Source organism: Pseudomonas sp. B21-010, from assembly GCF_024749325.1.
GTDB classification, from domain to species: Bacteria; Pseudomonadota; Gammaproteobacteria; order Pseudomonadales; family Pseudomonadaceae; genus Aquipseudomonas; species Aquipseudomonas kilonensis.
Window position 1 is genome coordinate 3,161,312 of record NZ_CP087198.1, and the last position, 25,350, is coordinate 3,186,661.

The 25,350-nt window shown below is 62.2% G+C and carries 22 protein-coding genes; 12 read left to right on the forward strand and 10 right to left on the reverse strand.

Annotated elements, in window-relative coordinates; genetic code table 11:
* Positions 1–3 precede the first annotated feature (3 nt).
* From LOY50_RS13870 to ribBA, 3 genes are all read right to left on the reverse strand, one after another.
* The gene (locus LOY50_RS13870; protein WP_253474599.1) at positions 4–933 is read right to left on the reverse strand and encodes an ABC transporter permease; all 930 of its coding nucleotides are present in this window, start codon (positions 931–933) and stop codon (positions 4–6) included.
* Positions 930–1,955: an ABC transporter substrate-binding protein gene (locus LOY50_RS13875; protein WP_258691163.1), complete on the reverse strand. Its 1,026-nt coding sequence runs from the start codon at positions 1,953–1,955 to the stop codon at positions 930–932. The genes LOY50_RS13870 and LOY50_RS13875 overlap by 4 nt, the downstream gene beginning before the upstream one ends.
* Before the next feature lie 320 nt (positions 1,956–2,275).
* Complete coding sequence (ribBA, locus tag LOY50_RS13880; RefSeq protein ID WP_214512856.1) at positions 2,276–3,385, reverse strand: bifunctional 3,4-dihydroxy-2-butanone-4-phosphate synthase/GTP cyclohydrolase II; 1,110 nt, start codon at positions 3,383–3,385, stop codon at positions 2,276–2,278.
* 81 nt (positions 3,386–3,466) lie between these two features.
* On the opposite strand from ribBA, the gene LOY50_RS13885 reads away from it, so the two are divergent.
* Positions 3,467–3,763, forward strand: a complete 297-nt coding sequence (locus tag LOY50_RS13885) for a DUF1330 domain-containing protein (RefSeq protein WP_258691164.1) — start codon at positions 3,467–3,469, stop codon at positions 3,761–3,763.
* 111 nt (positions 3,764–3,874) lie between these two features.
* Here the strand turns inward: LOY50_RS13885 and LOY50_RS13890 are convergent, their stop codons facing one another.
* The 7 genes from LOY50_RS13890 to LOY50_RS13920 all read right to left on the reverse strand — a co-directional run bounded on the left by LOY50_RS13890 (position 3,875) and on the right by LOY50_RS13920 (position 9,240).
* Positions 3,875–4,438 (reverse strand): NUDIX hydrolase, encoded by a 564-nt coding sequence (locus LOY50_RS13890; protein ID WP_253474610.1) that lies wholly within the window; start codon positions 4,436–4,438, stop codon positions 3,875–3,877.
* A 2-nt stretch (positions 4,439–4,440) separates the two neighbouring features.
* Positions 4,441–5,193, reverse strand: a complete 753-nt coding sequence (locus tag LOY50_RS13895) for a GntR family transcriptional regulator (RefSeq protein ID WP_103309674.1) — start codon at positions 5,191–5,193, stop codon at positions 4,441–4,443.
* Positions 5,194–5,253: 60 nt separating this feature from the next.
* A complete protein-coding gene (locus LOY50_RS13900; RefSeq protein WP_003201685.1) occupies positions 5,254–5,658 on the reverse strand; it encodes a carboxymuconolactone decarboxylase family protein in 405 nt (134 codons plus the stop codon).
* 136 nt (positions 5,659–5,794) lie between these two features.
* Positions 5,795–6,280: a flavin reductase family protein gene (locus LOY50_RS13905; protein ID WP_253474613.1), complete on the reverse strand. Its 486-nt coding sequence runs from the start codon at positions 6,278–6,280 to the stop codon at positions 5,795–5,797.
* Between the two features lie 12 nt (positions 6,281–6,292).
* A complete protein-coding gene (locus LOY50_RS13910) occupies positions 6,293–7,774 on the reverse strand; it encodes an aldehyde dehydrogenase (protein WP_258691165.1) in 1,482 nt (493 codons plus the stop codon).
* Positions 7,771–8,604: an alpha/beta fold hydrolase gene (locus LOY50_RS13915; protein ID WP_003201690.1), complete on the reverse strand. Its 834-nt coding sequence runs from the start codon at positions 8,602–8,604 to the stop codon at positions 7,771–7,773. Before LOY50_RS13915 ends, LOY50_RS13910 begins: the two co-directional genes overlap by 4 nt.
* 45 nt (positions 8,605–8,649) lie before the next feature.
* The gene (locus tag LOY50_RS13920; RefSeq protein ID WP_253474619.1) at positions 8,650–9,240 is read right to left on the reverse strand and encodes an amino acid synthesis family protein; all 591 of its coding nucleotides are present in this window, start codon (positions 9,238–9,240) and stop codon (positions 8,650–8,652) included.
* An 811-nt stretch (positions 9,241–10,051) separates the two neighbouring features.
* On the opposite strand from LOY50_RS13920, the gene LOY50_RS13925 reads away from it, so the two are divergent.
* From LOY50_RS13925 to LOY50_RS13975, 11 genes are all read left to right on the forward strand, one after another.
* A complete protein-coding gene (locus tag LOY50_RS13925) occupies positions 10,052–11,461 on the forward strand; it encodes a circularly permuted type 2 ATP-grasp protein (RefSeq protein WP_253474622.1) in 1,410 nt (469 codons plus the stop codon).
* 3 nt (positions 11,462–11,464) lie between these two features.
* On the forward strand, positions 11,465–12,415 hold the full coding sequence (locus LOY50_RS13930; RefSeq protein ID WP_003201699.1) for an alpha-E domain-containing protein: 951 nt from the start codon (positions 11,465–11,467) through the stop codon (positions 12,413–12,415).
* Positions 12,412–13,209: a transglutaminase family protein gene (locus LOY50_RS13935; protein ID WP_024619080.1), complete on the forward strand. Its 798-nt coding sequence runs from the start codon at positions 12,412–12,414 to the stop codon at positions 13,207–13,209. The genes LOY50_RS13930 and LOY50_RS13935 overlap by 4 nt, the downstream gene beginning before the upstream one ends.
* Before the next feature lie 197 nt (positions 13,210–13,406).
* Positions 13,407–13,904, forward strand: a complete 498-nt coding sequence (locus LOY50_RS13940) for a GNAT family N-acetyltransferase (RefSeq protein ID WP_214512846.1) — start codon at positions 13,407–13,409, stop codon at positions 13,902–13,904.
* A 99-nt stretch (positions 13,905–14,003) separates the two neighbouring features.
* Positions 14,004–14,498: a hypothetical protein gene (locus tag LOY50_RS13945; RefSeq protein ID WP_253474628.1), complete on the forward strand. Its 495-nt coding sequence runs from the start codon at positions 14,004–14,006 to the stop codon at positions 14,496–14,498.
* A gap of 89 nt (positions 14,499–14,587) precedes the next feature.
* Positions 14,588–15,259: a DUF3313 domain-containing protein gene (locus tag LOY50_RS13950; protein WP_258691166.1), complete on the forward strand. Its 672-nt coding sequence runs from the start codon at positions 14,588–14,590 to the stop codon at positions 15,257–15,259.
* A 125-nt stretch (positions 15,260–15,384) separates the two neighbouring features.
* Entirely contained in the window at positions 15,385–15,885 is a 501-nt protein-coding gene (gene tpx, locus LOY50_RS13955) for a thiol peroxidase (protein ID WP_013693326.1), read from the forward strand.
* 177 nt (positions 15,886–16,062) lie between these two features.
* Complete coding sequence (locus tag LOY50_RS13960; RefSeq protein ID WP_258691167.1) at positions 16,063–17,379, forward strand: MdtA/MuxA family multidrug efflux RND transporter periplasmic adaptor subunit; 1,317 nt, start codon at positions 16,063–16,065, stop codon at positions 17,377–17,379.
* A complete protein-coding gene (locus LOY50_RS13965; RefSeq protein ID WP_258691168.1) occupies positions 17,376–20,471 on the forward strand; it encodes an MdtB/MuxB family multidrug efflux RND transporter permease subunit in 3,096 nt (1,031 codons plus the stop codon). The genes LOY50_RS13960 and LOY50_RS13965 overlap by 4 nt, the downstream gene beginning before the upstream one ends.
* 211 nt (positions 20,472–20,682) lie before the next feature.
* The gene (locus tag LOY50_RS13970; protein WP_214512842.1) at positions 20,683–23,787 is read left to right on the forward strand and encodes an efflux RND transporter permease subunit; all 3,105 of its coding nucleotides are present in this window, start codon (positions 20,683–20,685) and stop codon (positions 23,785–23,787) included.
* A complete protein-coding gene (locus tag LOY50_RS13975) occupies positions 23,784–25,274 on the forward strand; it encodes an efflux transporter outer membrane subunit (RefSeq protein WP_258691169.1) in 1,491 nt (496 codons plus the stop codon). Before LOY50_RS13970 ends, LOY50_RS13975 begins: the two co-directional genes overlap by 4 nt.
* Positions 25,275–25,350 lie beyond the last annotated feature (76 nt).

The following is a 25,350-nucleotide window of genomic DNA, read 5'->3' on the forward strand; positions in this document are numbered from 1 at the left end:
GGCTTACCTCGCGTTGCTGGCACCCACCGGGGATTCCGGCTGGAGCTTCAGGTAGAAGTAGAACAACACCAGGGTGATCGCCACCAACAAGGCGGCACCGGCGCTGGCCAGGCCCCAGTTGAGGAACGACTGCACCTGCTGGATGATGAATTCAGGCAACATCATGTTCTGCGCGCCGCCCAGCAGTGCCGGGGTCACGTAGTAACCGAGGGACATCACGAACACCATCAGCCCACCGGAGAACAGCCCCGGCCGGCACAGCGGCAGGAACACCCGGAAGAAGTTGGTCCAGGGGCTGGCGCCGCAAATCGAACCGGCCTGCAGGATCATCGGGTCGATGGCCTGCATGGTCGCCTGCAACGGCAGGACGATGAACGGAATCATGATGTAGCTCATGCCGATCACCACGCCGGTGAGGTTGTGCACCATCTCCAGCGGCTGGTCGATGATGCCCAGCGCCATCAACGCCTTGTTCACCACCCCGGAGGCCTGCAGCAGCACCAGCCAGGAGTAGGTGCGGGCCAACAGGCTGGTCCACATCGACAGCAGTACGATGTTCAGCATCCAGCGCCCCCAACCGCGGGGTACCAGGGTAATGGCCCAGGCCAGGGGGAAACCCAACAGCAGGCTGAACAGTGTCACCAGCCCGGCCACCGAAAAGGTGTTGAACAACACCCGGGCGTAGGCTGAGTTGGCGAACAGTTGCTCGTAGTTGCCCAACCCAGGCACGGGCTCCAGCACACCGCGCAGCAGCAGGCCGATCAGCGGCGCCAGGAAGAACAGACCGAGGAACAGCAGGGCGGGGAGCAGGTTGCCGGCCCCACGCCAGCGCTGTGCCAGCGACGGGGTTTGCGTCGCCGCCTTGGCCTGTACCGCACCGGCAGCGCCAATGGCGCTCCCAGTGCGAGGGGTTGTCGTTGCCGACATTTTCATTTGACCAGCCATTCGTTCCACCGTGTCGCGATGTCCTGACCGTTCTTGGCCCAGTACGCGAAATCAAGCGTGATCTGATCCTTGGCGTAGGCGGTCGGCAGGTTGGGGGCGAGCACCGAATCCAGGCGTGCAACGCTGTCGACGTTGACCGGCGCATAGGCGGTCAGGTTGGAAAAATCGGCCTGGCCCTTGGCGCTGCTGGCGTTGGCCAGGAATTTCATGGCCGCGGCCTTGTTTTTCGAACCCTTTGGAATGACCAGGATGTCGGCCATGACCAGGTTCTGCTTCCAGCTTACGCCGACGGGGGCGCCGTCCTGTTGCAAGGCATAGATGCGACCGTTCCAGAATTGCCCGATGCTGGCTTCGCCGGAGGCGAGCAGTTGCTGGGACTGAGCGCCGCCGCCCCACCAGACGATGTCTTTCTTGATGGTGTCGAGTTTCTTGAAGGCGCGGTCCAGGTCCAGCGGGTAGAGCTTGTCTGCAGCTACGCCGTCGGCCAGCAGGGCCAACTCAAGCACGCCGGGACTAGGCCATTTGTACAGGGCGCGTTTACCGGGATAGGTCTTGGTGTCGAACAGTGCGGTCCAGTCCTGGGGCTTGCCGGAACCGAGCTTGCCTTCGTTGTAGCCGAGGACGAACGAGAAGTAGAACGAGCCGACGCCATGGTCGGAGACGAAGCGCGGGTCAATCTTGTCGCGCTGCACCACCGAGAAGTCGAGGGGTTCGAGCAGGCCTTCGGCGGCGGCGCGCAAGGCGAAGTCCGCCTCGACGTCAACCACGTCCCACTGCACGTTGCCACTTTCGACCATGGCCTTGAGCTTGCCGTAGTCGGTGGGGCCATCCTGGACCACGGTGATGCCGCTGGCCTTGCTGAACGGGTCGGCCCAGGCCTGCTTCTGCGCGTCCTGGGTGCTACCGCCCCAACTGACGAAGTTGACGCTTTCAGCGGCCATCGTCGCCTGGCTGGTGACACTCAGCAGGCCGGCAAAAAGAATTGCGGCTGCACTTTTCTTCAACACCATTTTCACGCCCTCATTGTTGTGTTTATTGAGCGGGCTTTTGTTCGCCCACTTATCGGGAGCATTGGTTCAACTGGCCTTGCGGGCGACCGTGCCAACGGTTGGCTGGAGCGTTCGGTCTATGGAATATCATATTATGGTATTCCAAACTTTCTGCAAGCGTTTTGCCGTACCGGCTATCTGTCCGGGGGCAGATTTTCCCTGTCATTGCAGGGTCGAACCCTGTGGGAGCGAGCTTGCTCGCGATGGCGGTGTGTCAGTCAATATTCATGTCGGCTGATCCTTGGCTATCGCGAGCAAGCTCGCTCCCACAGGTTTTTCTGTTATCCGGTGAAGGGAATGCTCTCCACTACTTCCAAGTCATACCCCGTCAACCCCGCGTACTTGAGCGGTGGTCCCAGGTGGCGCAATTTGCCGACGCCCAGGTCCTGCAGAATCTGCGCCCCGGTGCCCACTTCAGAATAGATTCGCGATTGCGACCGGCTGAATTGTCGTGGCGGCTGGGTCAGTTGCGGCACACGCTCAAGCAGCGCCTGGGAGGACTCGTGGTTGGCCAGCACGACCACCACGCCGCGACCTTCTTCGGCCACTCGTTGCAGGGCCGCCCACAGCGTCCAATTGGAAGGGCCGTGGTATTCAGCACCGACCAGGTCCCGCAGCGGGTCGATCACATGCACCCGCACCAGCGTCGGCTCATCCCGGCGAATCTCACCCATCACCATCGCCATGTGCACGCCGCCTTCGATGCGGTCTTCGAAGGTGAACAAGCGGAAGGTGCCATGCACTGTAGGCAGTTCCCGTTCACCAATGCGCGCCACGGTGTGCTCGGTGCTCAAACGGTAGTGGATCAGGTCGGCGATGGTGCCGATCTTGATCCCGTGCTTGCGGGCGAAAATCTCCAGGTCCGGCCGGCGGGCCATGGTGCCGTCATCGTTCATCACTTCGACGATCACCGACGCCGGCGTGAAGCCCGCCAGGCGCGCCAGGTCGCAACCGGCTTCGGTGTGCCCGGCGCGGGTCAATACACCGCCTTCCTTGGCCCGCAACGGGAAGATATGCCCCGGCTGCACGATGTCGCTGGGCCCCGCATCAGCGGCCACGGCGGCGGCAACGGTGCGTGCCCGGTCGGCGGCGGAAATACCGGTGGTCACGCCGGTGGCGGCCTCGATGGACACGGTGAACGCGGTGCTGAACACACTGCCGTTACTCGGCACCATTTGCTCAAGACCCAGGCGCTGGCAGTGTTCGTCGGTCAGGGTCAGGCAAATCAACCCGCGCGCTTCGCGGGCCATGAAGCTGATGGCCTGGGCGTTGCAACAGTCGGCGGCCAGCAGCAGGTCGCCTTCGTTTTCCCGATCTTCGTCATCCACCAGCAACACCATCTTGCCCAGGCGGTAGTCTTCGATGATTTCCTGAATGCTGTTAAAGGCCATGTCGGGCTCTCTTTGTTCTGATGGGGCTTGCTGGAATGATTCTGTGGTATACCATAATACAAAACAAGCCAAGAGGTCACTATGAAGGCGTACTGGATTGCTCATGTGGATGTCACCGACCCCGATCAATACAGCCAATACACCCAACGGGCGCCGGCGGCGTTTGCCTTGTATGGCGGTCGGATGTTGGCCCGGGGTGGGCGTAGCGAAGCGATGGAGGGCAGGGCCACGCCGCAGCGCAGCGTGGTGATCGAGTTCGACTCCTACGAACAGGCGCTGGCCTGCTATCACTCGGCGCAGTATCAGGAGGCCAAGCACCATCGCGAAGGCGTGGCCCGGGCCGAGGTGATCATTGTCGAGGGTGTGATTCCACTGTAGGAGCTGTCGAGTGCAACGAGGCTGCGATCTTGTCCCAGACAGTTGAGTCTCAAGCGAAAGACCAAGATCAAGATCAAAAGATCGCAGGCTTCGCCAGCTCCTACAGGGGCGTCAGCGGATGAAGTGAATCTTGCCGCTGTCGTCGTTGCCCATGTAGATGCCATAGACCCCGGCCTGGCGTTCCTCGATATAACGTTCGAGGATCTGCCGGATGGCCGGGTAGTAGATGCTGTCCCAGGGAATGTCTTCGGGGGCGAAGAACTGGCAGGCGAGGGTTTCCGGGCCGAACTGGCCGGTGATCTCCAGCGCGATGGCGCGGAAGATGATGTACACCTCGCTGATCTTCGGCACGCTGAAGATCGAGTAGGGCGAAACGATTTCAGCGCGTACGCCGGTTTCTTCCCAGACTTCGCGCAGCGCGGCCTGTTCGGTGGTCTCACCGCCTTCCATGAAACCGGCCGGCAGTGTCCAGGTGCCCGGGCGCGGCGGGATGGCGCGCTGGCACAGCAGGTATTTGCCGTCCTGCTCGATGATGCAGCCGGCAATGATCTTCGGGTTGACGTAGTGGATGTAGCCGCAACCGCCACACATCAGTCGCTCATGGGTATCGCCCGTTGGCAGGCGATGACTCAAGTCATTGCCGCCGCACTTTGGACAAAAGCTCGGGCTGAACATGGTTAGCGACCTATGCGCGGTTCTTTGAGGGCGATGGGCGGGATGATCTCGGGGATTTCACCGGTCTCTTCCTGTTTGCGCTTGAGGTATTCCAGGGCGACCTTGGCGGCGGCGCGCACGTGGTCGACGCAGGCCTGGTGGGCCGCCAAGGGATCGCCGCTCTTGATCGCCTCGACCATGCGTTCCATTTCCTGGTTGCTGTCGCCGCGACGGTTTTCCTGGGACACCGAGGTCGCCCGCAAATAGCTGATGCGTGCCTGCAACTGGCGCAGCTGGGTGGCGGCGACATGGTTGCCGGAGCCTTCGAGCAACACGTCGTAGAAGCCTTGCACCGAATCGATGACCTGCTGCAGTTCGCCCTCCTTGAGGGCCTTGCGGTTTTCCGCGAGGGCTTTTTCCAGGGCCTTGATGTCCTTGGCCTTGGCCCGCAGGGTGAACAACTGGACGATCAGGCCTTCAAGCACGCAACGCAGCTCATAGATGTCCACGGCGTCGGCCAACGTAATAATGGCGACCCGTGGCCCCTTGGCATCGGCAAACTCCACCAGGCCTTCGGATTCCAGGTGGCGCAGCGCTTCGCGTACCGACGTGCGGCTCACACCCAGGCGATCGCACAGATCGCGTTCGACCAGGCGATCACCCGGCAGAAGCTGGAAGTTCATGATGGCGCTTCGCAGTTTATCCAGCACGATTTCGCGCAGGGTAACGGGGTTGCGATTGACCTTGAAGCTGTCGTCGAGTGGCAGGCGTTTCATGGGGTCCGCTCTGTAATATGGCTGTCCATGCCAAACGGGCAACATCCGTGCACGTTCAGATCAAACAGCCGAGGGTTGACTGGAGGCCTCGGCATCGGCTTCGGCGAAGGCTTCGCGGGCAAGCCGGAAACTGTCCACGGCAGCGGGAACACCGCAATAGATACCGACTTGAAGCAGAATTTCGCGTATTTGCTCACGACTCAGGCCGTTACGCAAGGCGCCGCGCACATGCAGCTTGAGTTCGTGCGGACGATTGAGCGCCGAGATCATTGCCAGGTTGATCATGCTGCGCTCCTTGAGCGACAAGCCCTCGCGACCCCAGACATGGCCCCAGCAATACTCGGTGACCATTTCCTGTAATGGCCGGGTGAAATCGTCGGCGTTCTCGATGGAGCGGTTGACGTAGTCCTGGCCCAGCACCTGGGTGCGGATCTTCAGGCCTTGTTCGTACTTGTCGTTGCTCATGCGGACTCCCTGAAAAAAGTGATGAACCTGTGGGAGCGAGCTTGCTCGCGATAGCGGTGTGTCAGGTACATCAATGTCGACTGTTCCACCGCTATCGCGAGCAAGCTCGCTCCCACAGGGGAGGCGTGTACGGTGATCAGGCCAGGGTGGGCAGCGGGCCCAGCTTGCCTTTGTGGTAGATCATCGGCGTTACCGGCTGTTCAGGCAGGATCAGGTTCTTCACTGCGCCGACGATGATCGCGTGGTCGCCGCCATCGTATTCGCGCCACAGCTCGCATTCGATGATCGCCGTGGCTTTGCTCAGCAATGGATTGCCCAGGTCGCTCAGGTGCCAATCGATGCCCTTGGCCTTGTCCTTGCCTTTACCGGCAAAGGCATAGGCTTCGGCGGTCTGGTCGGCGGACAGCAGGTGGATCGCGAACTGCTTGCTGTCGCGCAGCACCGGGTAGGTGTCGGAGGCGTAGTTGGGACAGAACAGCACCAGCGCCGGGTCGATCGACAGCGCGCTGAAGGCACTGGCGGTGATGCCGACGATATTGCCGTCCGGGTCCAGGGTGGTGACCACCGTGACGCCGGACGGGAAGGAGCTCATGACTTCTTTGTAGATGCCGGGTTCGATCATTTCTCTGGACTCCTAGCGCATCACGAACGGATCAGGCATAGGCGCCTGGGACAGGTTGATCCACACCGTTTTCAGTTCGGTATAGGCCAGCACCGAATCGATGCCGCTTTCGCGTCCATAGCCACTGTTCTTGAAACCACCGATGGGCGCCATGGCCGACACGGCTCGGTAGGTGTTGACCCAGATGATGCCCGAGCGCACATCTCGGGCCAGGCGATGGGCACGGCCCAGGTCGCGGGTCCAGATGCCGGCGGCGAGGCCGAATTGCGAGTCGTTGGCGATCGCCAGGGCTTCGGCTTCGTCCTTGAAACGAATCACCGAGGCCACCGGGCCGAAGACTTCTTCCTGCATGATCTTCATCGAGTTGCGGTCGCATTCGAACAGCGTCGGCTCATAAAACCAGCCATCCCCCAGATTCTCTGGACGCTTGCCGCCAGTGCGCAGGCGCGCCCCTTCGGCGATGGCATCGGCCACCAGGCCTTCGACCACGGCCAGTTGCTGCGCGGTGGCCATGGGGCCCATTTCGCTGGCGTCTTCCTGCGGGTTGCCGATGCGGATGCGCTGGGCCCGTTCGACCAGGCGCGAGACGAACTCATCGTAGATTTCGTCCTGTACCAGCAGGCGTGAGCCGGACACGCAGCTCTGGCCGGATGCCGCATAGATCCCGGCAATTGCGCCGTTGATCGCGCTGTCGAGGTCGGCGTCGGCAAAGATAATGTTCGGCGACTTGCCGCCCAGTTCCAGTGACAGCTTGGCGAAGTTCTCGGCGCTGCTGCGCACCACATGGCGAGCCGTGGCCGCGCCGCCGGTGAAAGCGATCTTGCGCACCAGCGGATGGCGGGTGAGGGCGGCGCCGGTGCTCGGGCCGTAACCGGTGACGACGTTGACCACGCCCGGCGGGATACCGGCTTCCAGCGCCAGGCGAGCCAGCTCGAGAATGGTGGCCGAAGCGTGCTCGGACGGCTTGATCACGATGGTGTTACCGGCCGCCAGTGCTGGGGCGAGCTTGATCGCGGTCAGGTACAGCGGGCTGTTCCAGGGAATGATCGCCGCGACCACGCCCATGGCTTCGTGCACGGTGTAGGCAAACAGGTCGGGCTTGTCCAGCGGCAGGGTGCCGCCTTCGAGCTTGTCGGCCAGGCCTGCGGTGTAATGAAAGAACTCCGGCAGGTAGCCGACCTGGCCGCGGGTTTCACGGATCAGCTTGCCGTTGTCGCGGCTTTCCAACTGGGCCAGTTGTTCTTTGTTCTCGGCGATCAGGTCACCGAGGCGACGCAGTAGCTTGCCGCGTGCGGTGGCGGTCAGGCCGCGCCAGGCCGGGCTGTCGAAAGCGCTCTGTGCAGCCTGGACGGCGCGATCTACATCGGCTTCGTCGGCGTCGGGCAACTCGGCCCAGGGTTGGGCCAGGGCCGGGTTCAGGCTTTCGAAGGTCTTGCCGGACAAGGCATCGACCCATTCACCGCCGATGCACATCGAAAAACGTGCGAGTGTCATGCAACGATCCCCTTTATTTGGTTTTGTCGGGCGTTTGCTGTGTCGAGAAATTCCAGCAACAGCTGGTTGACCAGGCGCGGCGACTCTACCGGCATCATATGCCGCTGTTCGGCGAGCACGGCAACCGTGGCGCCGGGAATTCGCTCGGCCAGTTGCCGGGCCATTTCCGGTGTCGAGCCGGGGTCCAGTTCGCCAGTGGCGATCAGCGTCGGCACCTGGATGTTGCCCAGGTCATCGGCGCGGTACATGTCCTGGGTGGCGAACAGTTCATAGGTGGTCAGGTAACCCTGGGGATCATTCTGCGCCAGGGTCTGGCGCAGTGCGGCAATTTGCGCCGGGTTGGCCGCCTGGTATTCACGGCTGAACCAGCGCGACAACGCGGCCTCGGCATTGGCGTCCGGCCCATGCTCGGCGGCCTGGGCCGTGCGGGCGATGACCCCGGCGCGCTGTTCGGCGCTGCGGTTGAACACACTGTTGAGCACCACCAGGCCTTGCAGGCGTTGCGGGTAATGCAAGGCAAACGCACGGGCTACCAGCCCGCCCATGGAAAAGCCGATCACCGTCGCCTGGGGCAGTTGCAAATGATCGAGCAACTCCAGCAACTGGTCGGCGTAGCCCAGCAGCGCGGTACCGCTTTGCGGACGCGGGCTGGCGCCATGGCCGAGCATGTCGTAGGCAATCACACGGTATTGCGTGGCCAGGCCAACGACCTGGCCACCCCACATTTCTTTGTTCAGGCCCACGCCATGGATCAAGACCACGGGTTGGCCTTGGCCGGTTGCCAGGTAGCTGGTGCCGGCCGGGGTGAGTTCAGCGGTGAGCCGAATCATGGAGCGCTCCTGCATGCCTTTTTTATTGTGGTTACCGAGCCTGGATTACTGCGCATTCTCGGCAGCCAGTTCTTCCAGATCGATGTAGCGGTTGCCGATGCGCGGGTGCAGGCGGCCGCCATCGGCGCAGCCCAGCACCACGACGATTTCGTCGGCGCGTGGGGCGTCTTCAATTTGCATCTCCAGGGTGATGTAGTGCGAACGCAGGCCTTCGTCGTCCTTGTGCATCATCGGGATCTGAATCGAGGTGCCAGGGCCGCCGCGCTTGTTGGTGAAGCTCAGGTAGCTCTTGGCCTTGACCGCTTCGCGGTAATGGTTGCCGAAGCGCAGGGTGTGGATCACGGCGGAGGCGTGCTCGATTTCGCCGTCGGCACCGACTACCGCAGCCTTGCCGTAGGCTTCAATCTTCTCGGCGCCGCCGATGATGCCCACCAGACGCTCGACCATCAGCGCGCCGAGGTCGGAGCAGTTGGCGCGGATTTCCGGCTTCAGGTCTTCGACGAAACCGCGACCCAGCCAAGGGTTTTTCATCACCACCGCCAAACCGACCATGGTCACCGGTTTGTCGGTGGTCTTGCCGCCTTCGATAAAGGTTTCTTCGACATAGCTGACGATCTTGCGAATTTCGAAACTCATGAGCTGCTCCCTGGGTGGGTGAATAGGTCTTTGCGTATGATGGTATACCATAATACTGTCGGTGCAAGTGCTGCTGTTGGATTTGTTCGAAGGGAGGCGACGGAAGGCTGGGCTACCCATGTCAGGTAGATAGAGGGCTTGAAGCTGAACAGGACTTTGTGGCGAGGGAGCTTGCTCCCGCTGGTCTGTAGGAGCTGTCGAGCGAAGCGAGGCTGCGATCTTTTCCCAGACACTTGAATCCCGAGCGAAAGATCAAAAGATCGCAGGCTTCGCCAGCTCCTACAGAGCCCAGCGGGAGCAAGTTCCCTTGCCACGGAGTATTCATTCCTTCGAAGTTCGGCGCGTCAGCTATCGTTGGGTCAAGGCCTGCGTTTTAGCGGTGGGTATAAATTTCCCCTTTTCAGGGCATTCGACGCTGGCTTCCCGCCTGGCTGCACCGATTCGACTCGTTCATGGCCTCGACGCCGGAAATGGCAATAAACGTTTCAGCCTCCAAACAGATTTTCGTCGCAAAATCGAAAATAAATTTCGCTTTTTTGTCGTTATGCGACAGTTTTTCCAGCATTGTCTCGATGCACCGCACTTAGGCACAGCCCTTGCTACGACTCCAGGACGAAAGTGCCAGCGAGGGGGTATTCGATACGTAGATAAACAGGGGGGGCGCACGTCATCCGGACGCAAAGGCCTGATCAGAGACCCATTGCCTAACGAGGTACTCAGAGAACCAGGGCTCATAAAAAAGGCAAGGCCGTACTGAGTGGAATGACGACGTAATAAGAAATGCCGTGTACGACACGGCTGGGAGTTGGCTATGCCCCACGCTTTTTTTAATGAAATGTATGACGCCAAGGGTGACTGCCGCCCGCACTACCAAGCCTTCTCGCGCTGGCTGGCGGACACACCGCTTGAGCTGCTGGAGCAACGCCGCCGCGAAGCCGACCTGCTGTTCCATCGAGCCGGTATCACTTTCACCCTCTACGGGGACGAGCAGGGCACAGAGCGGTTGATTCCTTTCGACATCATCCCGCGCAGCATCAAGGCCAGCGAATGGCAGATGGTCGAGCGTGGCTGCATTCAGCGGGTCCAGGCCCTGAACATGTTCCTGGCCGACATCTACCATGGGCAACACATCCTCAAGGAAGGCATCATTCCTCCCGAACAGGTGCTCGCCAACGAGGGTTATCAGATTGCGATGCAGGGCCTGAACCTGCACCGGGGCATTTACGCCCATATCGCCGGTGTCGACCTGGTTCGCGACGGCGACGGCAGCTACTACGTGCTGGAGGACAACCTGCGTACCCCCAGCGGCGTGAGCTACATGCTCGAAGATCGCAAGATGATGATGCGCCTGTTCCCCGAGCTCTTCGCCGCCCAGCGCGTGGCCCCCATCGATCATTACCCGAACCTGCTGCTCGACACCCTCAAGAGCTCAAGCCCCCTCGAGAACCCCACCGCCGTGGTGTTGACCCCGGGGCGCTTCAACAGTGCCTATTTCGAGCACGCGTTCCTGGCCCGTGAAATGGGCGTGGAGTTGGTGGAGGGCGCTGACCTGTTCGTGCGTGACGACCATGTGTACATGCGCACCACCGCCGGCCCCCGGCAGGTGGACGTGATTTATCGTCGCCTTGACGATGCCTACCTCGACCCGCTGTCGTTCAACCCCGATTCGATGCTCGGCGTGCCCGGGCTGATCGCCGTGTATCGCGCGGGCAATGTGGTGCTGGCGAACGCGGTCGGCACCGGCGTGGCCGATGACAAATCGATCTATCCCTACGTCGACGAGATGATCCGCTTCTACCTCACCGAAGAACCGATCCTGAAGAACGTGCCCACCTGGCAGTGTCGCAAGCCCCAGGACCTGTCCCATGTGCTGGCCAACCTGCCGGATCTGGTGGTCAAGGAAACCCAGGGTTCCGGCGGCTACGGCATGCTGGTCGGGCCAGCGGCCACTGCCGCGGAAATCGAAGATTTCCGCGCACGCCTCAAGGCCCGTCCCGAAGCCTACATCGCCCAGCCAACCTTGAGCCTGTCCACGTGCCCGACCTTTGTCGAGAGCGGCATCGCGCCGCGCCACATCGACCTGCGTCCGTTCGTGCTGTCGGGCAAGGAAACGCGCCTGGTGCCCGGCGGGCTGACCCGCGTGGCACTGCGCGAAGGCTCGCTGGTGGTGAACTCGTCCCAGGGCGGTGGCACCAAAGACACTTGGGTAGTGGAGGACTAAGACATGCTTTCAAGAACTGCTTCGGACCTCTATTGGATGTCCCGCTACCTGGAGCGCGCCGAGAACCTGGCGCGCATGCTCGAAGTCAGCTATTCGCTGTCGCTGATGCCCCAGGCCGGGCGCAGCGATGGCCATGCTGAGCTGGCGATGTCGCTGCTGGCGGCCGGTACGCTGGACGACTACAACGCCCGTTATGACGCGCTCAACACCGAGCGCATGCTGCATTTCTTCGCGCTGGATGAAACCAACCCCGGCAGTATCTACAGCTGCCTGCGGGCCGCGCGGACCAACGCCCATGCCGTGCGCGGGCGCATCACCGCCGACATGTGGGAAAACATCAACGCCACCTGGCTGGAAATGCGCAACATCGCCAGCAACGGCCTGGGACGCTACGGCATCAGCCATTTCTGCGAATGGGTCAAGGAGCGCTCGCACCTGTTCCGTGGCGCGACGTCGGGCACCATCATGCGCAACGATGCCTACTGCTTCATTCGCCTGGGGACCTTTATCGAACGGGCCGACAACACGCTGCGCCTGCTGGACGCCCGCTATGAAATGTTCGGCGAGGAATCGGAGGAGGTCAGCGACAACTCGGCCCGCGGCTACTACCAGTGGAGTGCCTTGTTGCGCGCGTTGTCTTCGTTCGAGGCGTTCAACGAGATCTACCGCAATGCGCCCAATGCCGAGCAGGTTTCCGAGATGTTGCTGTTGCGCGCTGACGTCCCGCGCTCGCTGCATGCCTGCATCGAAGAGCTGGACCACATTCTCGCCAGCTTGCCGGGCAACAACGGCCGGCCAGCGCAACGCCTGGCCGCCGAACTGAATGCACGCCTGCGTTATTCGGGGATCGATGAGATCCTGGCGTCGGGCCTGCATCAATGGTTGACCGACTTGATTGGGCAGATCCGCCACTTGGGCCAGACCGTCCATGAGTCTTACCTGGAGGTCGTATGAAACTGTCCATACGCCACGACACGACCTACAGCTACGCCGATGAAGTCTGCACCAGCATCCAGTTCCTGCGCCTGACGCCCCGGGACACTCAGCGCCAGCGCATCCTGGAATGGCACCTGGAACTGCCGCGACTGGTACGCAGCCAGCTTGATCCCTATGGCAACATCCTGCATGTGATGACCATGGACGAGCCCCACGGTGCCTTGGTACTGACGGCTTATGGCGAGGTGGAAATCCATCAGTCCATCGCAATGGAGCCGGACAGCCAGTCGCCGCTGCCTTTTCTGCGCACCAGTCGCCTGACCCAGGCGGATGAAACTCTCAGTGCCTTCGCCGTCGAGCAATGTGCCGGCCGGCGCGATCGCTCGGCCTTGACCGATTTGATGAACGGTTTGGCGGCGCGGATGCCCTACAGCCCCGGCACGACGGCGGTCAACAGCACGGCCGCCGAGGCGTTTGCCGGTGGGACGGGAGTTTGCCAGGACCATACCCACGCGTTCCTGGCCTGCGCCCGCAGCCTGGGTATTCCTGCGCGCTATGTTTCCGGCTATTTGTGCACCGAAGATGAAAGCCACCTGGCGAGCCACGCCTGGGCGGAAGCCTGGCTGGATGATGGCTGGTACAGCTTCGACGTGACCAACCGCCTGACCCTTCCAGACCGCCACCTGAAACTGGCGGTCGGCCTGGACTACCTCGACGCCTGCCCAGTACGCGGCATGCGCCGGGGTGGCGGAGCGGAGCAGATGCAGGCAAGGGTGCAGGTCAGCTCGATGGTGCAGGTGCAACACCAATAGAGGCGGGCTGTATCGCCAACACTCGATCCCACATGGAATGGGTGGCGGACACCCGAGCCCCCTGTGGGAGCGAGCCTGCTCGCGATACCGGCGTATCCGTCAACACGGATGCCAAAACCACCGCTCCCACAGGTTCCTCATAGCGCCTGGCGCGGCTTATAGTGATCGGCCTTGTCACGTCTCCAGGGAGGAGCCGCATGTCCGAATCATCGATCACCCTCGTACGCTTCACTGAAGCCCACATCGCCGGTGTCACCGCGCTCTACAACGATCCGGCGGTGACTCGCCAGGTGCTGCAGATGCCTTTCCAGTCCGCCGAAGTCTGGCGCAAGCGCCTGGCAATGGACGACGAGCGTTTATTGAAACTGGTGGCCCTGCACGAGGGTGAAGTCATCGGCAACCTGGGGCTGGAGCAGTTTTCGCGCGTGCGTCGTGCCCATTGCGGCAGCCTCGGCATGGGCGTGGCTGTCGCCTGGCAGGGCAAGGGTGTGGGCTCGATGTTGCTGGCCGCCGCGCTGGAGGTCGCGGACAACTGGATGAACCTGCGGCGGGTCGAGTTGACGGTGTACGCCGACAACGAAGCGGCCATCGGCCTGTACCGCAAGTTTGGCTTCGAAACCGAAGGCCTGATGCGCGACTATGCCGTGCGTGATGGCCGCTGGGTGGACACCCTGGCCATGGCGCGGCTGCGTTGAAGGACCCAGCGCGCAGGCAAAGAGGGCTTTTACGTACGCCAACGTCTTGAACCTGTCATCATCGCGCTTCGCAGCACTCCCTTAATCGAGGACCGGCCCATGGACGATGTACAGCAATTGGGCGAGATGCTTCGTCACTACGCCGACAGCGAAGCGCACAAGAAACAATTGCACCAGGCCCAGTCGATGGTTTGGGCAGAGCAGATCAAGGCGTTGTACGGGCAAATCGAGCAATGGCTGGCGCCCGTCATGGCGCTCGGCCTGCTGGAATTGAGCCGTGAGACTTATGTGGCGCACGGGCCGAGCGCCCCGGTAGAAACGTCCGGTTTCAAGACTGAAAAACTGACCTTGACCATTACCGGTAAGCCGGTGGAGTTCGTGCCGGAGGTGATGGGCGCGGGCGGGCTGATTTCTTTGTCGATCATGGGCCTGGCCGCGACCCGTCACGGCAGCATTTCCCTGGTTTGCCAACCGCCATCGGTGCAATGGCAATGGCGCCGGACCAACGGGTTGAAGGACCCCGACACGTTTGCGTTCGATGCCAACTTCCTCGCACAACAGTTGCAGAGCCTGATACCGCGCGAGCGCGGCTGAGTCACGCATTCTCAGAGCAGGCAAAAACCTGTCCATTGGCTATACCTGTAGTTCCGGCCCCGCCTCGTGTGGCTTACAGGAGTGACAGCATGAAGTTTTCGTCGATGATCGGCACTGTTTGCATGGCCTCGCTCGCCTTGGCGGGTTGCTCTAGCAAAGTCACCCAGCCGGATGAGTACTCCGGGTTCCTGGGGGATTACAGCCGGCTCAAGGAAGAAAAGTCGCCGTCGGGGGCCGAAGTGATGCGTTGGGTCGATCCGAAGATCGACCCGGGCAAGTACACCAGCCTCTATATCGAGCCGACACAGCTTTACCCCAAGCCGCAGCCGACCGTGAAGATCCCCCAGGCCACGCTGTCGGGTATCACCGCTTATTACGATCAGGCCCTCAAGCGGGAAGCGGGAAAATCCTTGCCCCTGGCGACAGCTCCTGGGCCGGGTGTATTGGTGATGCGGGCGGCCATCACGGCTGTCAGCAGCAAGACCGAAGGCTTGAAACCTTATGAGGTGATCCCGATTGCGCTGGTGGCGGCCGCTGTCAGCACGGCCAGCGGCATTCGCGACCAGGAAACCACCCTGGGCACCGAAGCGGTTTTTCTCGACGGTGGCAACAACGCGGTGGTCGCCCAGGTGGTGCGCAAAGGCACGGGCAAGCCGTTGTCCAACGAGTCCCAGGTGATGAAACCCGATGACGTCAAAGGGGTCATCGATGGTTGGGCGTCGGATTTGCATCAGTCGTTTCTGAAATTCAAGGCTAAATAGCCACCGCCGTTACCTCACGCGCCGGCGTCCAAACCACGACTTTTTATGTCCAACCATAGGTCGCGCAAGCATTTCGTGGTTAACTCCGGCCTCACCATTTTCAAACTGTCAGAAGGAATCCGTTCATGGCTCAAGTCACCCTCAAAGGCAACCCGGTCCAAGTCAACGGCCAGTTGCCACAAGCCGGTTCCAAGGCACCAGCCTTTTCCCTGGTTGCCGGCAATCTGTCGGACGTTTCCCTGAAGGACTTCGCCGGCAAGCGCAAAGTGCTGAACATTTTCCCAAGTGTCGACACGCCGACCTGCGCCACCTCCGTGCGCAAGTTCAATGCCCAGGCCAACGGCCTGACCAACACTGTGGTGCTCTGCATCTCCGCCGACCTGCCGTTTGCCCAGGCGCGTTTCTGCGGCGCCGAAGGCCTGGAAAACGTCCAGAACCTGTCGACCCTGCGCGGTGCCGAGTTCATCCAGGACTACGGCGTGGCAATCGCCGATGGCCCGCTCAAAGGCCTGACCGCCCGTGCTGTGGTGGTGCTGGACGAAAACGACACCGTGCTGCACAGCGAGCTGGTCAAGGAAATCGGTGAAGAGCCGAACTACGACGCTGCGTTGGCCGTTCTGAAATAAGGTATTTATTACAATTGTTAACGGCCTGGCCCTGTCCAGGCCGTTTTCTTTTGTGCGTCAAGGCGTTAGCCGACTATGTGCCAGGTAAGCCCAACGTAAATTGCCGGTAAAGGCGCTTTGCTAAACACCCGCCAGTGCTTATCGTTCAGCCTCCCGTAAAAGAAGTCCACGCGCCCAATGGTTGATCACTCCATGCAATCCTCTGTTTCCCGCAATTCCCGTCGCTGGCTGTTCGGCCTGTTCATCGTATTGGTCGTCGCAGCGCTGGCCTGGAAATTCTGGCCCAGTGGTTCGGCACAGAAGCCTGGGGCAGGGGATAAAGCCGCGGCGGGGCATGTGGGGCGCTCGGGTGGCATGCGGCCAGGGTTTGGTGGGGCGACGGGGCCGATTCCGGTGCGGGTGGCGCCGGCGGTGACCGGGGATTTCCCGCTGTACTTCAAGGCGCTGGGCACGGTCACGGCCCTCAATACGATCAACGTGCGCAGCCGCGTGGGTGGCGAACTGGTCAAGATCGCCTTCGAAGAAGGGCAGATGGTCAAGGCTGGGGACTTGCTGGCCGAGATCGACCCGCGTCCGTACCAGAACGCCTTGCTCCAGGCCGAAGGCACATTGTTGCAGAACCAGGCCCAGCTGAAAAATGCCCAGGTAGACTTTGAGCGGTATCGCGGCCTGTACGCCGAAGACAGTATCGCCAAGCAGACCCTCGACACTGCCGCGGCGCTGGTGGGCCAGTACCAGGGCACGGTCAAGACCAACCAGGCGGCCGTCAACGACGCCAAGCTCAACCTCGAATTCACCAAGATCCGCGCGCCCATCTCCGGGCGGGTCGGCTTGCGGCAACTGGATATCGGCAACCTGGTGGCGGCCAACGACACCACGGCCCTGGCGGTCATCACCCAGACCCAACCCATCAGCGTCGTGTTCACCTTGCCGGAAAACAACCTCGACACAGTGCTCGCCCGTTACCGCAGCGGGGCGAAACTGCCCGTCGAAGCCTGGGACCGGGGCGATGTGAAGCTGCAGGCCAGCGGCGTGCTGCAAAGCCTGGACAACCAGATCGATGTCACCACCGGCACCTTGAAGTTCAAGGCTCGCTACGAGAACCGCGACCAGTCGCTGTTTCCCAACCAGTTCGTCAATGTCCGCCTGCTGGCCGACACCCTCAAAGGCGTGACCCTGGCGCCGACGGCGGCTATTCAGTTCGGCACCAATGGCACCTTCGTCTATGCCCTGGATGGCGACAAGAAGGTCACCATCAAAAAGCTGAAGATCGGCGCCAGCGACGGTGCGAATACCGTGGTCACCGAAGGCTTGGCCGCCGGTGACCGGGTGGTGCTCGAAGGCACCGATCGCTTGAAGGAAGGCAGTGAAGTGGAAGTGGTCAGCGACAGCCAGGAAGTGCCCACCACGCCGACCGAGCACCTGCAGGGCAAGTCCGCAGCGATGCCCGCTGAGCCGGTTGCGGCCGACAAGGCGAAAAAGGGCGGCGCATGAATCTCTCGCGGCTGTTCATCCTTCGCCCGGTCGCCACCACCCTGAGCATGCTGGCGATCATCCTGGCCGGCCTGATCGCCTATCGGCTGCTGCCGGTATCGGCATTGCCCCAGGTCGATTACCCGACCATCCGCGTGATGACCCTGTACCCGGGCGCCAGCCCCGATGTGATGACCAGCGCGGTGACCGCGCCCCTGGAGCGCCAGTTCGGACAGATGCCGGGCCTGACGCAAATGGCCTCCACCAGTTCCGGTGGCGCCTCGGTGATTACCCTGCGCTTCAACCTCGACATCAACATGGACGTCGCCGAGCAGCAGGTGCAGGCCGCGATCAACGCGGCCACCAACCTGCTGCCCAAGGACCTGCCGGCGCCGCCGGTGTACAACAAGGTCAACCCGGCCGACACCCCGGTGCTGACCCTGGCTATCACCTCCAAGACCATGCTGCTGCCCAAGCTCAACGACTTGGTGGACACCCGCATGGCGCAGAAAATCGCCCAGATCAGCGGCGTCGGCATGGTCACCATCGCCGGTGGCCAGCGCCAGGCCGTGCGAATCAAGGTTAATCCCGAGGCCCTGGCGGCCAACGGCCTGAACCTGGCGGACGTGCGCACATTGATCGGCGCTTCCAACGTCAACCAGCCCAAGGGCAACTTCGACGGCCCGACCCGGGTCTCGATGCTCGACGCCAACGACCAGTTGACCTCGCCCAAGGACTACGCCGAACTGATCCTGGCCTACGCCAACGGCGCGCCGTTGCGGCTCAAGGACGTGGCACAGATCGTCGACGGCGCCGAAAACGAACGCCTTGCCGCCTGGGCCAACGAAAACCAGGCCGTGCTGCTGAACATCCAGCGTCAGCCGGGGGCCAACGTCATCGAAGTGGTGGACCGGATCAAGGCCCTGTTGCCGAGCATCACCGACAACCTGCCGGCCGGCCTGGATGTCACCGTGCTGACCGACCGCACCCAGACCATCCGCGCTTCGGTCACCGACGTGCAGCATGAATTGCTGATCTCCATCGTGCTGGTGGTCATGGTGACGTTCCTGTTCCTGCGTCGCGTCAGCGCCACCATCATCCCCTCGGTGGCTGTGCCGTTGTCGCTGATCGGCACCTTCGGCGTGATGTACCTGGCCGGTTTTTCCGTCAATAACCTGACCCTGATGGCCCTGACCATCGCCACCGGTTTCGTGGTGGACGATGCCATCGTCATGCTGGAGAACATCGCTCGCTTCATCGAGGAGGGCGACAGCCCGCTGCAGGCTGCGCTCAAGGGCGCGAAGCAGATTGGCTTCACGCTGATTTCCCTGACGCTGTCGCTGATCGCCGTGTTGATCCCGCTGCTGTTCATGGCCGACGTGGTCGGACGCTTGTTCCGCGAGTTCGCCATCACCCTGGCGGTGGCGATCCTGATTTCCCTGGTGGTGTCCCTGACCCTGACGCCGATGATGTGCGCCCGCTTGCTCAAGCGTGAGCCCAAGGAAGCAGAGCAGGGCCGTTTCTATCGCGCCAGCGGCGCCTGGATCGACTGGTTGATCGCCGCCTACGGACGCAAGTTGCAATGGGTGCTCAAGCACCAGCCGCTGACCCTGCTGGTGGCGGTGGGCACCCTGGTGTTGACGGTGGTGCTGTACCTGGCCGTGCCCAAGGGGTTCTTTCCGGTGCAGGATACCGGCGTGATCCAGGGCATTTCCGAGGCGCCACAATCGATCTCCTTTGCCGCCATGAGCGAGCGCCAGCAGCAACTGGCGAAAGTGATCCTGGCGGACCCGGCGGTGGAAAGCCTGTCGTCCTACATCGGCGTGGACGGCGACAACGCCACGCTCAACAGCGGTCGCCTGCTGATCAACCTCAAGCCCCACAGTGAACGGGATGACAGCGCCACCGAGATCATTGCCCGCTTGCAGCCGCAGTTGGATCGGCTGGTGGGCATTCGCCTGTTCATGCAGCCGGTGCAGGACTTGACCATTGAAGACCGGGTCAGCCGCACCCAATACCAGTTCAGCCTGTCATCGCCGGACGCCGAGTTGCTCAGCCTATGGAGCGGGCGCCTGGTCGAAGCCCTGGCCCAACAGGCGGAGCTGACCGATGTGGCCAGCGACCTGCAGGACAAGGGTTTGCAGGTCTACCTGGTGATCGATCGCGACGCAGCCTCACGCCTGGGCGTCTCGGTGTCGAACATCACCGATGCGCTCTATGACGCCTTCGGCCAGCGGCAGATCTCTACCATCTACACCCAGGCCAGCCAGTACCGCGTGGTGTTGCAGGCCCAGGCCGGGGAACGGATCGGGCCCCAGGCGCTGGACCAGATTCACGTCAAGACCACCGACGGTGGGCAGGTGCGGCTGTCGAGCCTGGCTCGGGTCGAAGAACGCCAGGCGCAACTGGCGATTGCCCACATTGGCCAGTTCCCGGCGGTGATGATGTCGTTCAACCTGGCGCCGGGCGTGGCCCTGGGGCATGCGGTGGACGTGATCGAAAAGGTCCAGCGGGACATCGGCATGCCGGTGGGCGTGCAGACCGAGTTCCAGGGCGCGGCCCAGGCATTCCAGGCGTCACTGTCGAGTACCTTGCTGCTGATCCTGGCGGCGGTGGTGACCATGTACATCGTGCTGGGCGTGTTGTACGAAAGCTACATCCACCCGATCACCATTCTTTCCACCTTGCCCTCGGCGGCCATCGGCGCCTTGCTGGCCTTGATCCTCAGCGGCAATGACCTGGGCATGATCGCGATCATCGGCATCATCCTGCTGATCGGTATCGTCAAGAAAAACGCGATCATGATGATCGACTTCGCCCTCGACGCCGAACGCAACCAGGGCGTCGACCCGCAGACGGCGATCTATCAGGCTGCATTACTGCGCTTCCGCCCGATCCTGATGACCACCCTGGCGGCCTTGTTCGGCGCAATACCGCTGATGTTCGCCACCGGTTCCGGCGCCGAACTGCGCCAGCCCCTGGGCTTGGTGATGGTAGGTGGGTTGTTGGTGAGCCAGGTATTGACGCTGTTCACCACCCCGGTGATCTACCTGTATTTCGATCGATTGGGACGCCGGTTTGCCAGGCCGGATGGGAAAGAGGTGCGGGTGTGACGGCGGTGCAGCGCTTTTCGTGGCGAGGGAGCTTGCTCCCGCTGGGCTGTGGGAGCAAAGCTTGCTCGCGAGACAGGCGCCTCGATTCTGCAAGACCGCATCGCGTCCATCGCGGGCAAGCCTTGCTCCCACATAGCGGGAGCAAGCTCCCTCGCCACAAAAGCCCCGCCAATTCTTGCTGCCAGTGGCTTGAAGTCTGGAGCGGCCGTCAATGAACCTCTCCGGCCCCTTCATCCGCCGCCCCGTAGCAACCATGCTCCTGAGCTTCGCCATCATGCTGCTCGGTGGTGTGAGCTTCGGGCTGCTGCCGGTTGCGCCGCTGCCGCAAATGGATTTCCCGGTGATCGTGGTCCAGGCCAACTTGCCAGGGGCCAGCCCCGAGGTGATGGCTTCGACGGTGGCTACGCCCCTGGAGCGTTCCTTCGGCGCCATCGCCGGGGTCAACACCATGAGCAGCCGTTCCAGCCAGGGTTCTACCCGCGTCATCCTGCAATTCGACCTGGACCGTGACATCAACGGTGCCGCCCGGGAAGTGCAGGCGGCCATCAATGCGTCGCGCAACCTGTTGCCCAGCGGCATGCGCAGTATGCCGACCTATAAGAAGGTCAACCCGTCCCAGGCGCCGATCATGGTGCTGTCGCTGACCTCGGATGTGTTGAAAAAAGGCCAGCTCTACGACCTGGCTTCGACCATCCTGTCCCAGAGCCTGTCCCAGGTTTCGGGCGTCGGCGAGGTACAGATCGGCGGCAGCTCGTTGCCGGCGGTGCGCATCGAACTGGAACCACATCTGCTCAACCAGTACGGCGTGGCCCTCGATGATGTGCGCACCGCCGTTGCCGATAGCAACGTGCGCCGGCCCAAGGGGTCGGTGGAGGACGATCGGCGCATGTGGCAGGTCCAGGCCAACGATCAACTGGAGAAGGCCAAGGACTACGAAACGCTGATCATCCGTTACCAGGATGGCTCGGTACTGCGACTCAAGGACGTGGCGAAAGTCACCGACAGCGTCGAGGATCGCTACAACAGCGGTTTCTTCAACAACGATGCCGCCGTGTTGCTGGTGATCAACCGCCAGGCCGGGGCCAACATCATCGAGACGGTCAACGAAATCAAGGCGCAACTGCCGGCGTTACAGGCCGTGCTGCCGGCCAGCGTCAAGCTGAACCTGGCGATGGACCGCTCGCCGGTGATCAAGGCCACCCTGCATGAAGCGGAAATGACCTTGCTGATCGCCGTGGCCCTGGTGGTGCTGGTGGTGTTCCTGTTCCTCGGCAACTTCCGCGCCTCGCTGATCCCGACCCTGGCGGTGCCGGTGTCGCTGGTGGGCACGTTTGCGGTGATGTACCTGTACGGTTTCTCCCTGAACAACCTGTCCTTGATGGCGTTGATCCTCGCGACCGGGTTGGTGGTGGACGATGCCATCGTGGTGCTGGAGAACATTTCCCGGCATATCGACGAAGGCGTCCCCCCTATGACGGCGGCGTACAGGGGGGCTGAAGAGGTGGGTTTCACCTTGCTGTCGATGAACGTCTCGCTGGTGGCGGTGTTCCTGTCGATCCTGTTCATGGGCGGGATCATCGAGAGCCTGTTTCGCGAATTTTCCATCACCCTGGCGGCGTCCATCGTGGTTTCGCTGGTGGTCTCGTTGACTCTCACACCGATGCTTTGTGCCCGTTGGCTCAAGCCTCACGTGCCGGGGCAGGAAAACCGCCTGCAGCGCTGGAGCCAGCGGCTCAATGAGCGGATGGTCCGTGGCTACGCCATCAGCCTGGACTGGGTGCTGCGCCATCGACGCCTGACCTTGTTGAGCCTGCTGGTGACCATCGGCGTGAACGTCGCGTTGTATGTGGTGGTGCCGAAAACCTTCATGCCGCAGCAGGACACCGGCCAGTTGATCGGTTTTGTACGCGGCGACGACGGGCTGTCGTTCAACGTGATGCAGCCGAAGATGGAAATTTTCCGCCGCGCCGTGCTCAAGGACGAGGCGGTGCAAAGCGTCGCCGGTTTCATCGGTGGCAACAACGGTACCAACAACGCCTTCATGCTGGTGCGCCTCAAGCCGATCAAGGAGCGTAATATTTCTGCACAAAAGGTCATCGAGCGCCTTCGTAAAGAAATGCCCAAGGTCCCCGGCGCTCAGTTGATGTTGATGGCCGACCAGGACCTGCAGTTCGGTGGCGGTCGCGAGCAGACCACCTCGCAGTATTCCTACATCCTGCAAAGCGCTGACCTGGCGTCGCTGCGCGCGTGGTATCCCAAGGTCGTGGCGGCCTTCCGGGCCTTGCCGGAACTCACCGCCATCGATGCCCGCGACGGTGGTGGGGCGCAACAGGTGACGCTGGTGGTGGACCGCGACCAGGCCAAGCGCCTGGGCATCGACATGGACATGGTTACCGCAGTGCTCAACAACGCCTACAGCCAGCGGCAGATCTCGACCATCTACGACAGCCTCAACCAGTACCAGGTGGTGATGGAGGTCAATCCCAAGTATGCCCAGGACCCGAGTACCCTCGAGCAGGTCCAGGTGATCACCGCCGATGGCGCGCGCGTACCGCTGTCGGCCATTGCCCACTACGAGAACAGCCTGGAGGACGACCGGGTCAGCCATGAAGGCCAGTTCGCGTCCGAGGGCATTTCCTTCGACATGGCCGAAGGTGTCACGGTGGAGCAGGGCACCGCGGCCATCGAGCGGGCACTTGCCAAGCTTGGGTTGCCCGAGGATGTCATCGCGAAAATGGCCGGCACCGCCGATGCGTTCGCCGCCACCCAGAAGAGCCAGCCGTTCATGATCCTCGGGGCATTGCTGGCGGTGTACCTGGTGCTGGGTGTGCTCTATGAAAGCTACATCCATCCGCTGACCATCCTGTCTACGTTGCCATCGGCCGGGGTCGGCGCGTTGCTGTCGATCTACGCGCTGGGTGGCGAGTTCAGCCTGATCTCGCTGTTGGGGCTGTTCCTGCTGATCGGTGTGGTGAAGAAAAACGCCATCCTGATGATCGATCTGGCGCTGCAACTCGAACGCGCCGGGCAGACGCCGCTGGAGTCGATCCGCAGCGCTTGCCTGCTGCGATTGCGGCCAATCCTGATGACCACGCTGGCGGCGATCCTTGGCGCCTTGCCGCTGTTGCTCGGTGCTGCCGAGGGCTCGGAAATGCGCCGGCCACTGGGCCTGACCATCATCGGTGGGTTGGTGTTCAGCCAGGTACTGACGCTCTACACCACCCCGGTGGTTTACCTCTATCTCGACAAGCTGCGCCATCGCTTCAATCGCTGGCGCGGCGTGCGCACTGATGCTGCCCTGGAAACTCCGCTATGACCGACCGTTCGCCTTTCAATCTTGTCGCAACACTGGCGACTGCCCGTGGCTCGCGGGTGCTGAGCCTGGTGCTGTGCGTGGCGATGCTCAGTGCCTGTGCCGTCGGCCCGGATTATCAACGTCCCCAGGCCGCCGCCCCGGTGCAATACAAGGAGGCCCAGGGCTGGCGCCAGGCCAACCCCAGCGATGCGTTGGCCAGGGGCGCCTGGTGGGAGCTGTACGGCGATGCGCAACTCAATGGCCTGGTGGACCAGCTCAATGCGTCCAACCAGACCGTGGCCCAGGCCGACGCCCAATACCGGCAGGCCCGGGCACTGGTGCGCAACGCTCGTGGCGCATTTTTCCCCACCGTGGACCTGACCGTTGGCAAGACCCGCTCCAGTCAGGGCACCGGCAGCAGCAGTTCGAGCCTGAGCAGTTCGTCCAGCGGCATTCGCGATACCTATAACGCCCAGGCCGGCGTCAGCTGGGAGGCGGACGTATGGGGCAAGTTGCGCCGCACCCTGGAAGCCGACGAGGCGAGCGCGCAAGCCAGTTTTGCCGACCTGGCGGCGATGCGCCTGAGCCAGCAATCGGAACTGGTGCAGAACTACTTGCAGTTGCGGGTGATCGATGAACAGAAGCGCCTGTTGCAGACCACCGTCGACAACTATCAGCGCTCCCTGAAAATGACCGAAAACCAGTACCGCGCCGGGGTGTCCGGCAAGGATGCGGTGGCCCAGGCGCAAAACCAGCTCAAGACCACCCAGGGCGACCTGATCGACCTGATCTGGCAACGGGCCCAGTTTGAAAACGCCATTGCCGTGCTGGTCGGCCTGCCGCCGGCCGAGTTCAACCTGGCCGAGACCCAGGACATCCCGTCGCTGCCGCAGATCCCGGTGGCGCTGCCGTCGCAACTGCTCGAACGCCGGCCGGATATCGCCTCGGCAGAACGCTCGGTGATGGCCGCCAACGCCAACATCGGGGTCGCCAAGGCCGCGTATTACCCAGACCTGACCCTGAGCCTCAGTGGCGGCTACAGCAGCAGTACCTACGACAACTGGGTGAGCGTGCCGAACCGCTTCTGGTCGGTAGGGCCACAACTGGCGATGACGCTGTTCGATGGCGGCCAGCGTTCGGCAGAGGTCGACCGTACTGTCGCAGCCTACGACCAGACCGTCGCGACCTATCGCCAGACCGTGCTCGACGGCTTGCGCGAGGTGGAAAACTACATGATCCAGCTCAAGGTGCTGGAAGACGAAGCCCGCGTACGCCAGGAAGCCCTGGACGCCGCCCGGGAATCCCTGCGCTTGACGCAGAACCAGTACAAGGCAGGGTTGATTGCCTACCTCGACGTGGTGACCGTCCAGGCGACGGCCTTGAGCAATGAGCGCAGTGTGCTGAGCCTGCAGCAGAGTCGATTGATTGCCAGCGTGCAGTTGATTGCGGCGCTGGGGGGTGGTTGGGACGGGCAACTGCAGGCGAGCGAACAAGCTCCAGCGGACTGATACACACCACTGTCCCTGTGGGAGCGAGCTTGCTCGCGATAGCGGTGGGTCAGCTTGCAGAAATGTTGACTGAGCT

Bases quoted from the DNA above. Each gene is read 5' to 3' on its own strand.
- LOY50_RS13960 (WP_258691167.1), top strand. From the start codon at position 16,063: ATGGTTGATCACTCCATGCAATCCTCTGTTTCCCGCAATTCCCGTCGC.
- LOY50_RS13970 (WP_214512842.1), top strand. From the start codon at position 20,683: ATGAACCTCTCCGGCCCCTTCATCCGCCGCCCCGTAGCAACCATGCTC.
- LOY50_RS13920 (WP_253474619.1), bottom strand. From the start codon at position 9,240: ATGAGTTTCGAAATTCGCAAGATCGTCAGCTATGTCGAAGAAACCTTT.
- LOY50_RS13910 (WP_258691165.1), bottom strand. From the start codon at position 7,774: ATGACACTCGCACGTTTTTCGATGTGCATCGGCGGTGAATGGGTCGAT.
- LOY50_RS13895 (WP_103309674.1), bottom strand. From the start codon at position 5,193: ATGAAACGCCTGCCACTCGACGACAGCTTCAAGGTCAATCGCAACCCC.
- tpx (WP_013693326.1), top strand. From the start codon at position 15,385: ATGGCTCAAGTCACCCTCAAAGGCAACCCGGTCCAAGTCAACGGCCAG.
- LOY50_RS13940 (WP_214512846.1), top strand. From the start codon at position 13,407: ATGTCCGAATCATCGATCACCCTCGTACGCTTCACTGAAGCCCACATC.
- ribBA (WP_214512856.1), bottom strand. From the start codon at position 3,385: ATGGCCTTTAACAGCATTCAGGAAATCATCGAAGACTACCGCCTGGGC.
- LOY50_RS13870 (WP_253474599.1), bottom strand. From the start codon at position 933: ATGAAAATGTCGGCAACGACAACCCCTCGCACTGGGAGCGCCATTGGC.
- LOY50_RS13925 (WP_253474622.1), top strand. From the start codon at position 10,052: ATGCCCCACGCTTTTTTTAATGAAATGTATGACGCCAAGGGTGACTGC.
- LOY50_RS13965 (WP_258691168.1), top strand. From the start codon at position 17,376: ATGAATCTCTCGCGGCTGTTCATCCTTCGCCCGGTCGCCACCACCCTG.
- LOY50_RS13885 (WP_258691164.1), top strand. From the start codon at position 3,467: ATGAAGGCGTACTGGATTGCTCATGTGGATGTCACCGACCCCGATCAA.
- LOY50_RS13900 (WP_003201685.1), bottom strand. From the start codon at position 5,658: ATGAGCAACGACAAGTACGAACAAGGCCTGAAGATCCGCACCCAGGTG.
- LOY50_RS13930 (WP_003201699.1), top strand. From the start codon at position 11,465: ATGCTTTCAAGAACTGCTTCGGACCTCTATTGGATGTCCCGCTACCTG.
- LOY50_RS13975 (WP_258691169.1), top strand. From the start codon at position 23,784: ATGACCGACCGTTCGCCTTTCAATCTTGTCGCAACACTGGCGACTGCC.
- LOY50_RS13890 (WP_253474610.1), bottom strand. From the start codon at position 4,438: ATGTTCAGCCCGAGCTTTTGTCCAAAGTGCGGCGGCAATGACTTGAGT.
- LOY50_RS13935 (WP_024619080.1), top strand. From the start codon at position 12,412: ATGAAACTGTCCATACGCCACGACACGACCTACAGCTACGCCGATGAA.
- LOY50_RS13915 (WP_003201690.1), bottom strand. From the start codon at position 8,604: ATGATTCGGCTCACCGCTGAACTCACCCCGGCCGGCACCAGCTACCTG.
- LOY50_RS13875 (WP_258691163.1), bottom strand. From the start codon at position 1,955: ATGGTGTTGAAGAAAAGTGCAGCCGCAATTCTTTTTGCCGGCCTGCTG.
- LOY50_RS13950 (WP_258691166.1), top strand. From the start codon at position 14,588: ATGAAGTTTTCGTCGATGATCGGCACTGTTTGCATGGCCTCGCTCGCC.
- LOY50_RS13945 (WP_253474628.1), top strand. From the start codon at position 14,004: ATGGACGATGTACAGCAATTGGGCGAGATGCTTCGTCACTACGCCGAC.
- LOY50_RS13905 (WP_253474613.1), bottom strand. From the start codon at position 6,280: ATGATCGAACCCGGCATCTACAAAGAAGTCATGAGCTCCTTCCCGTCC.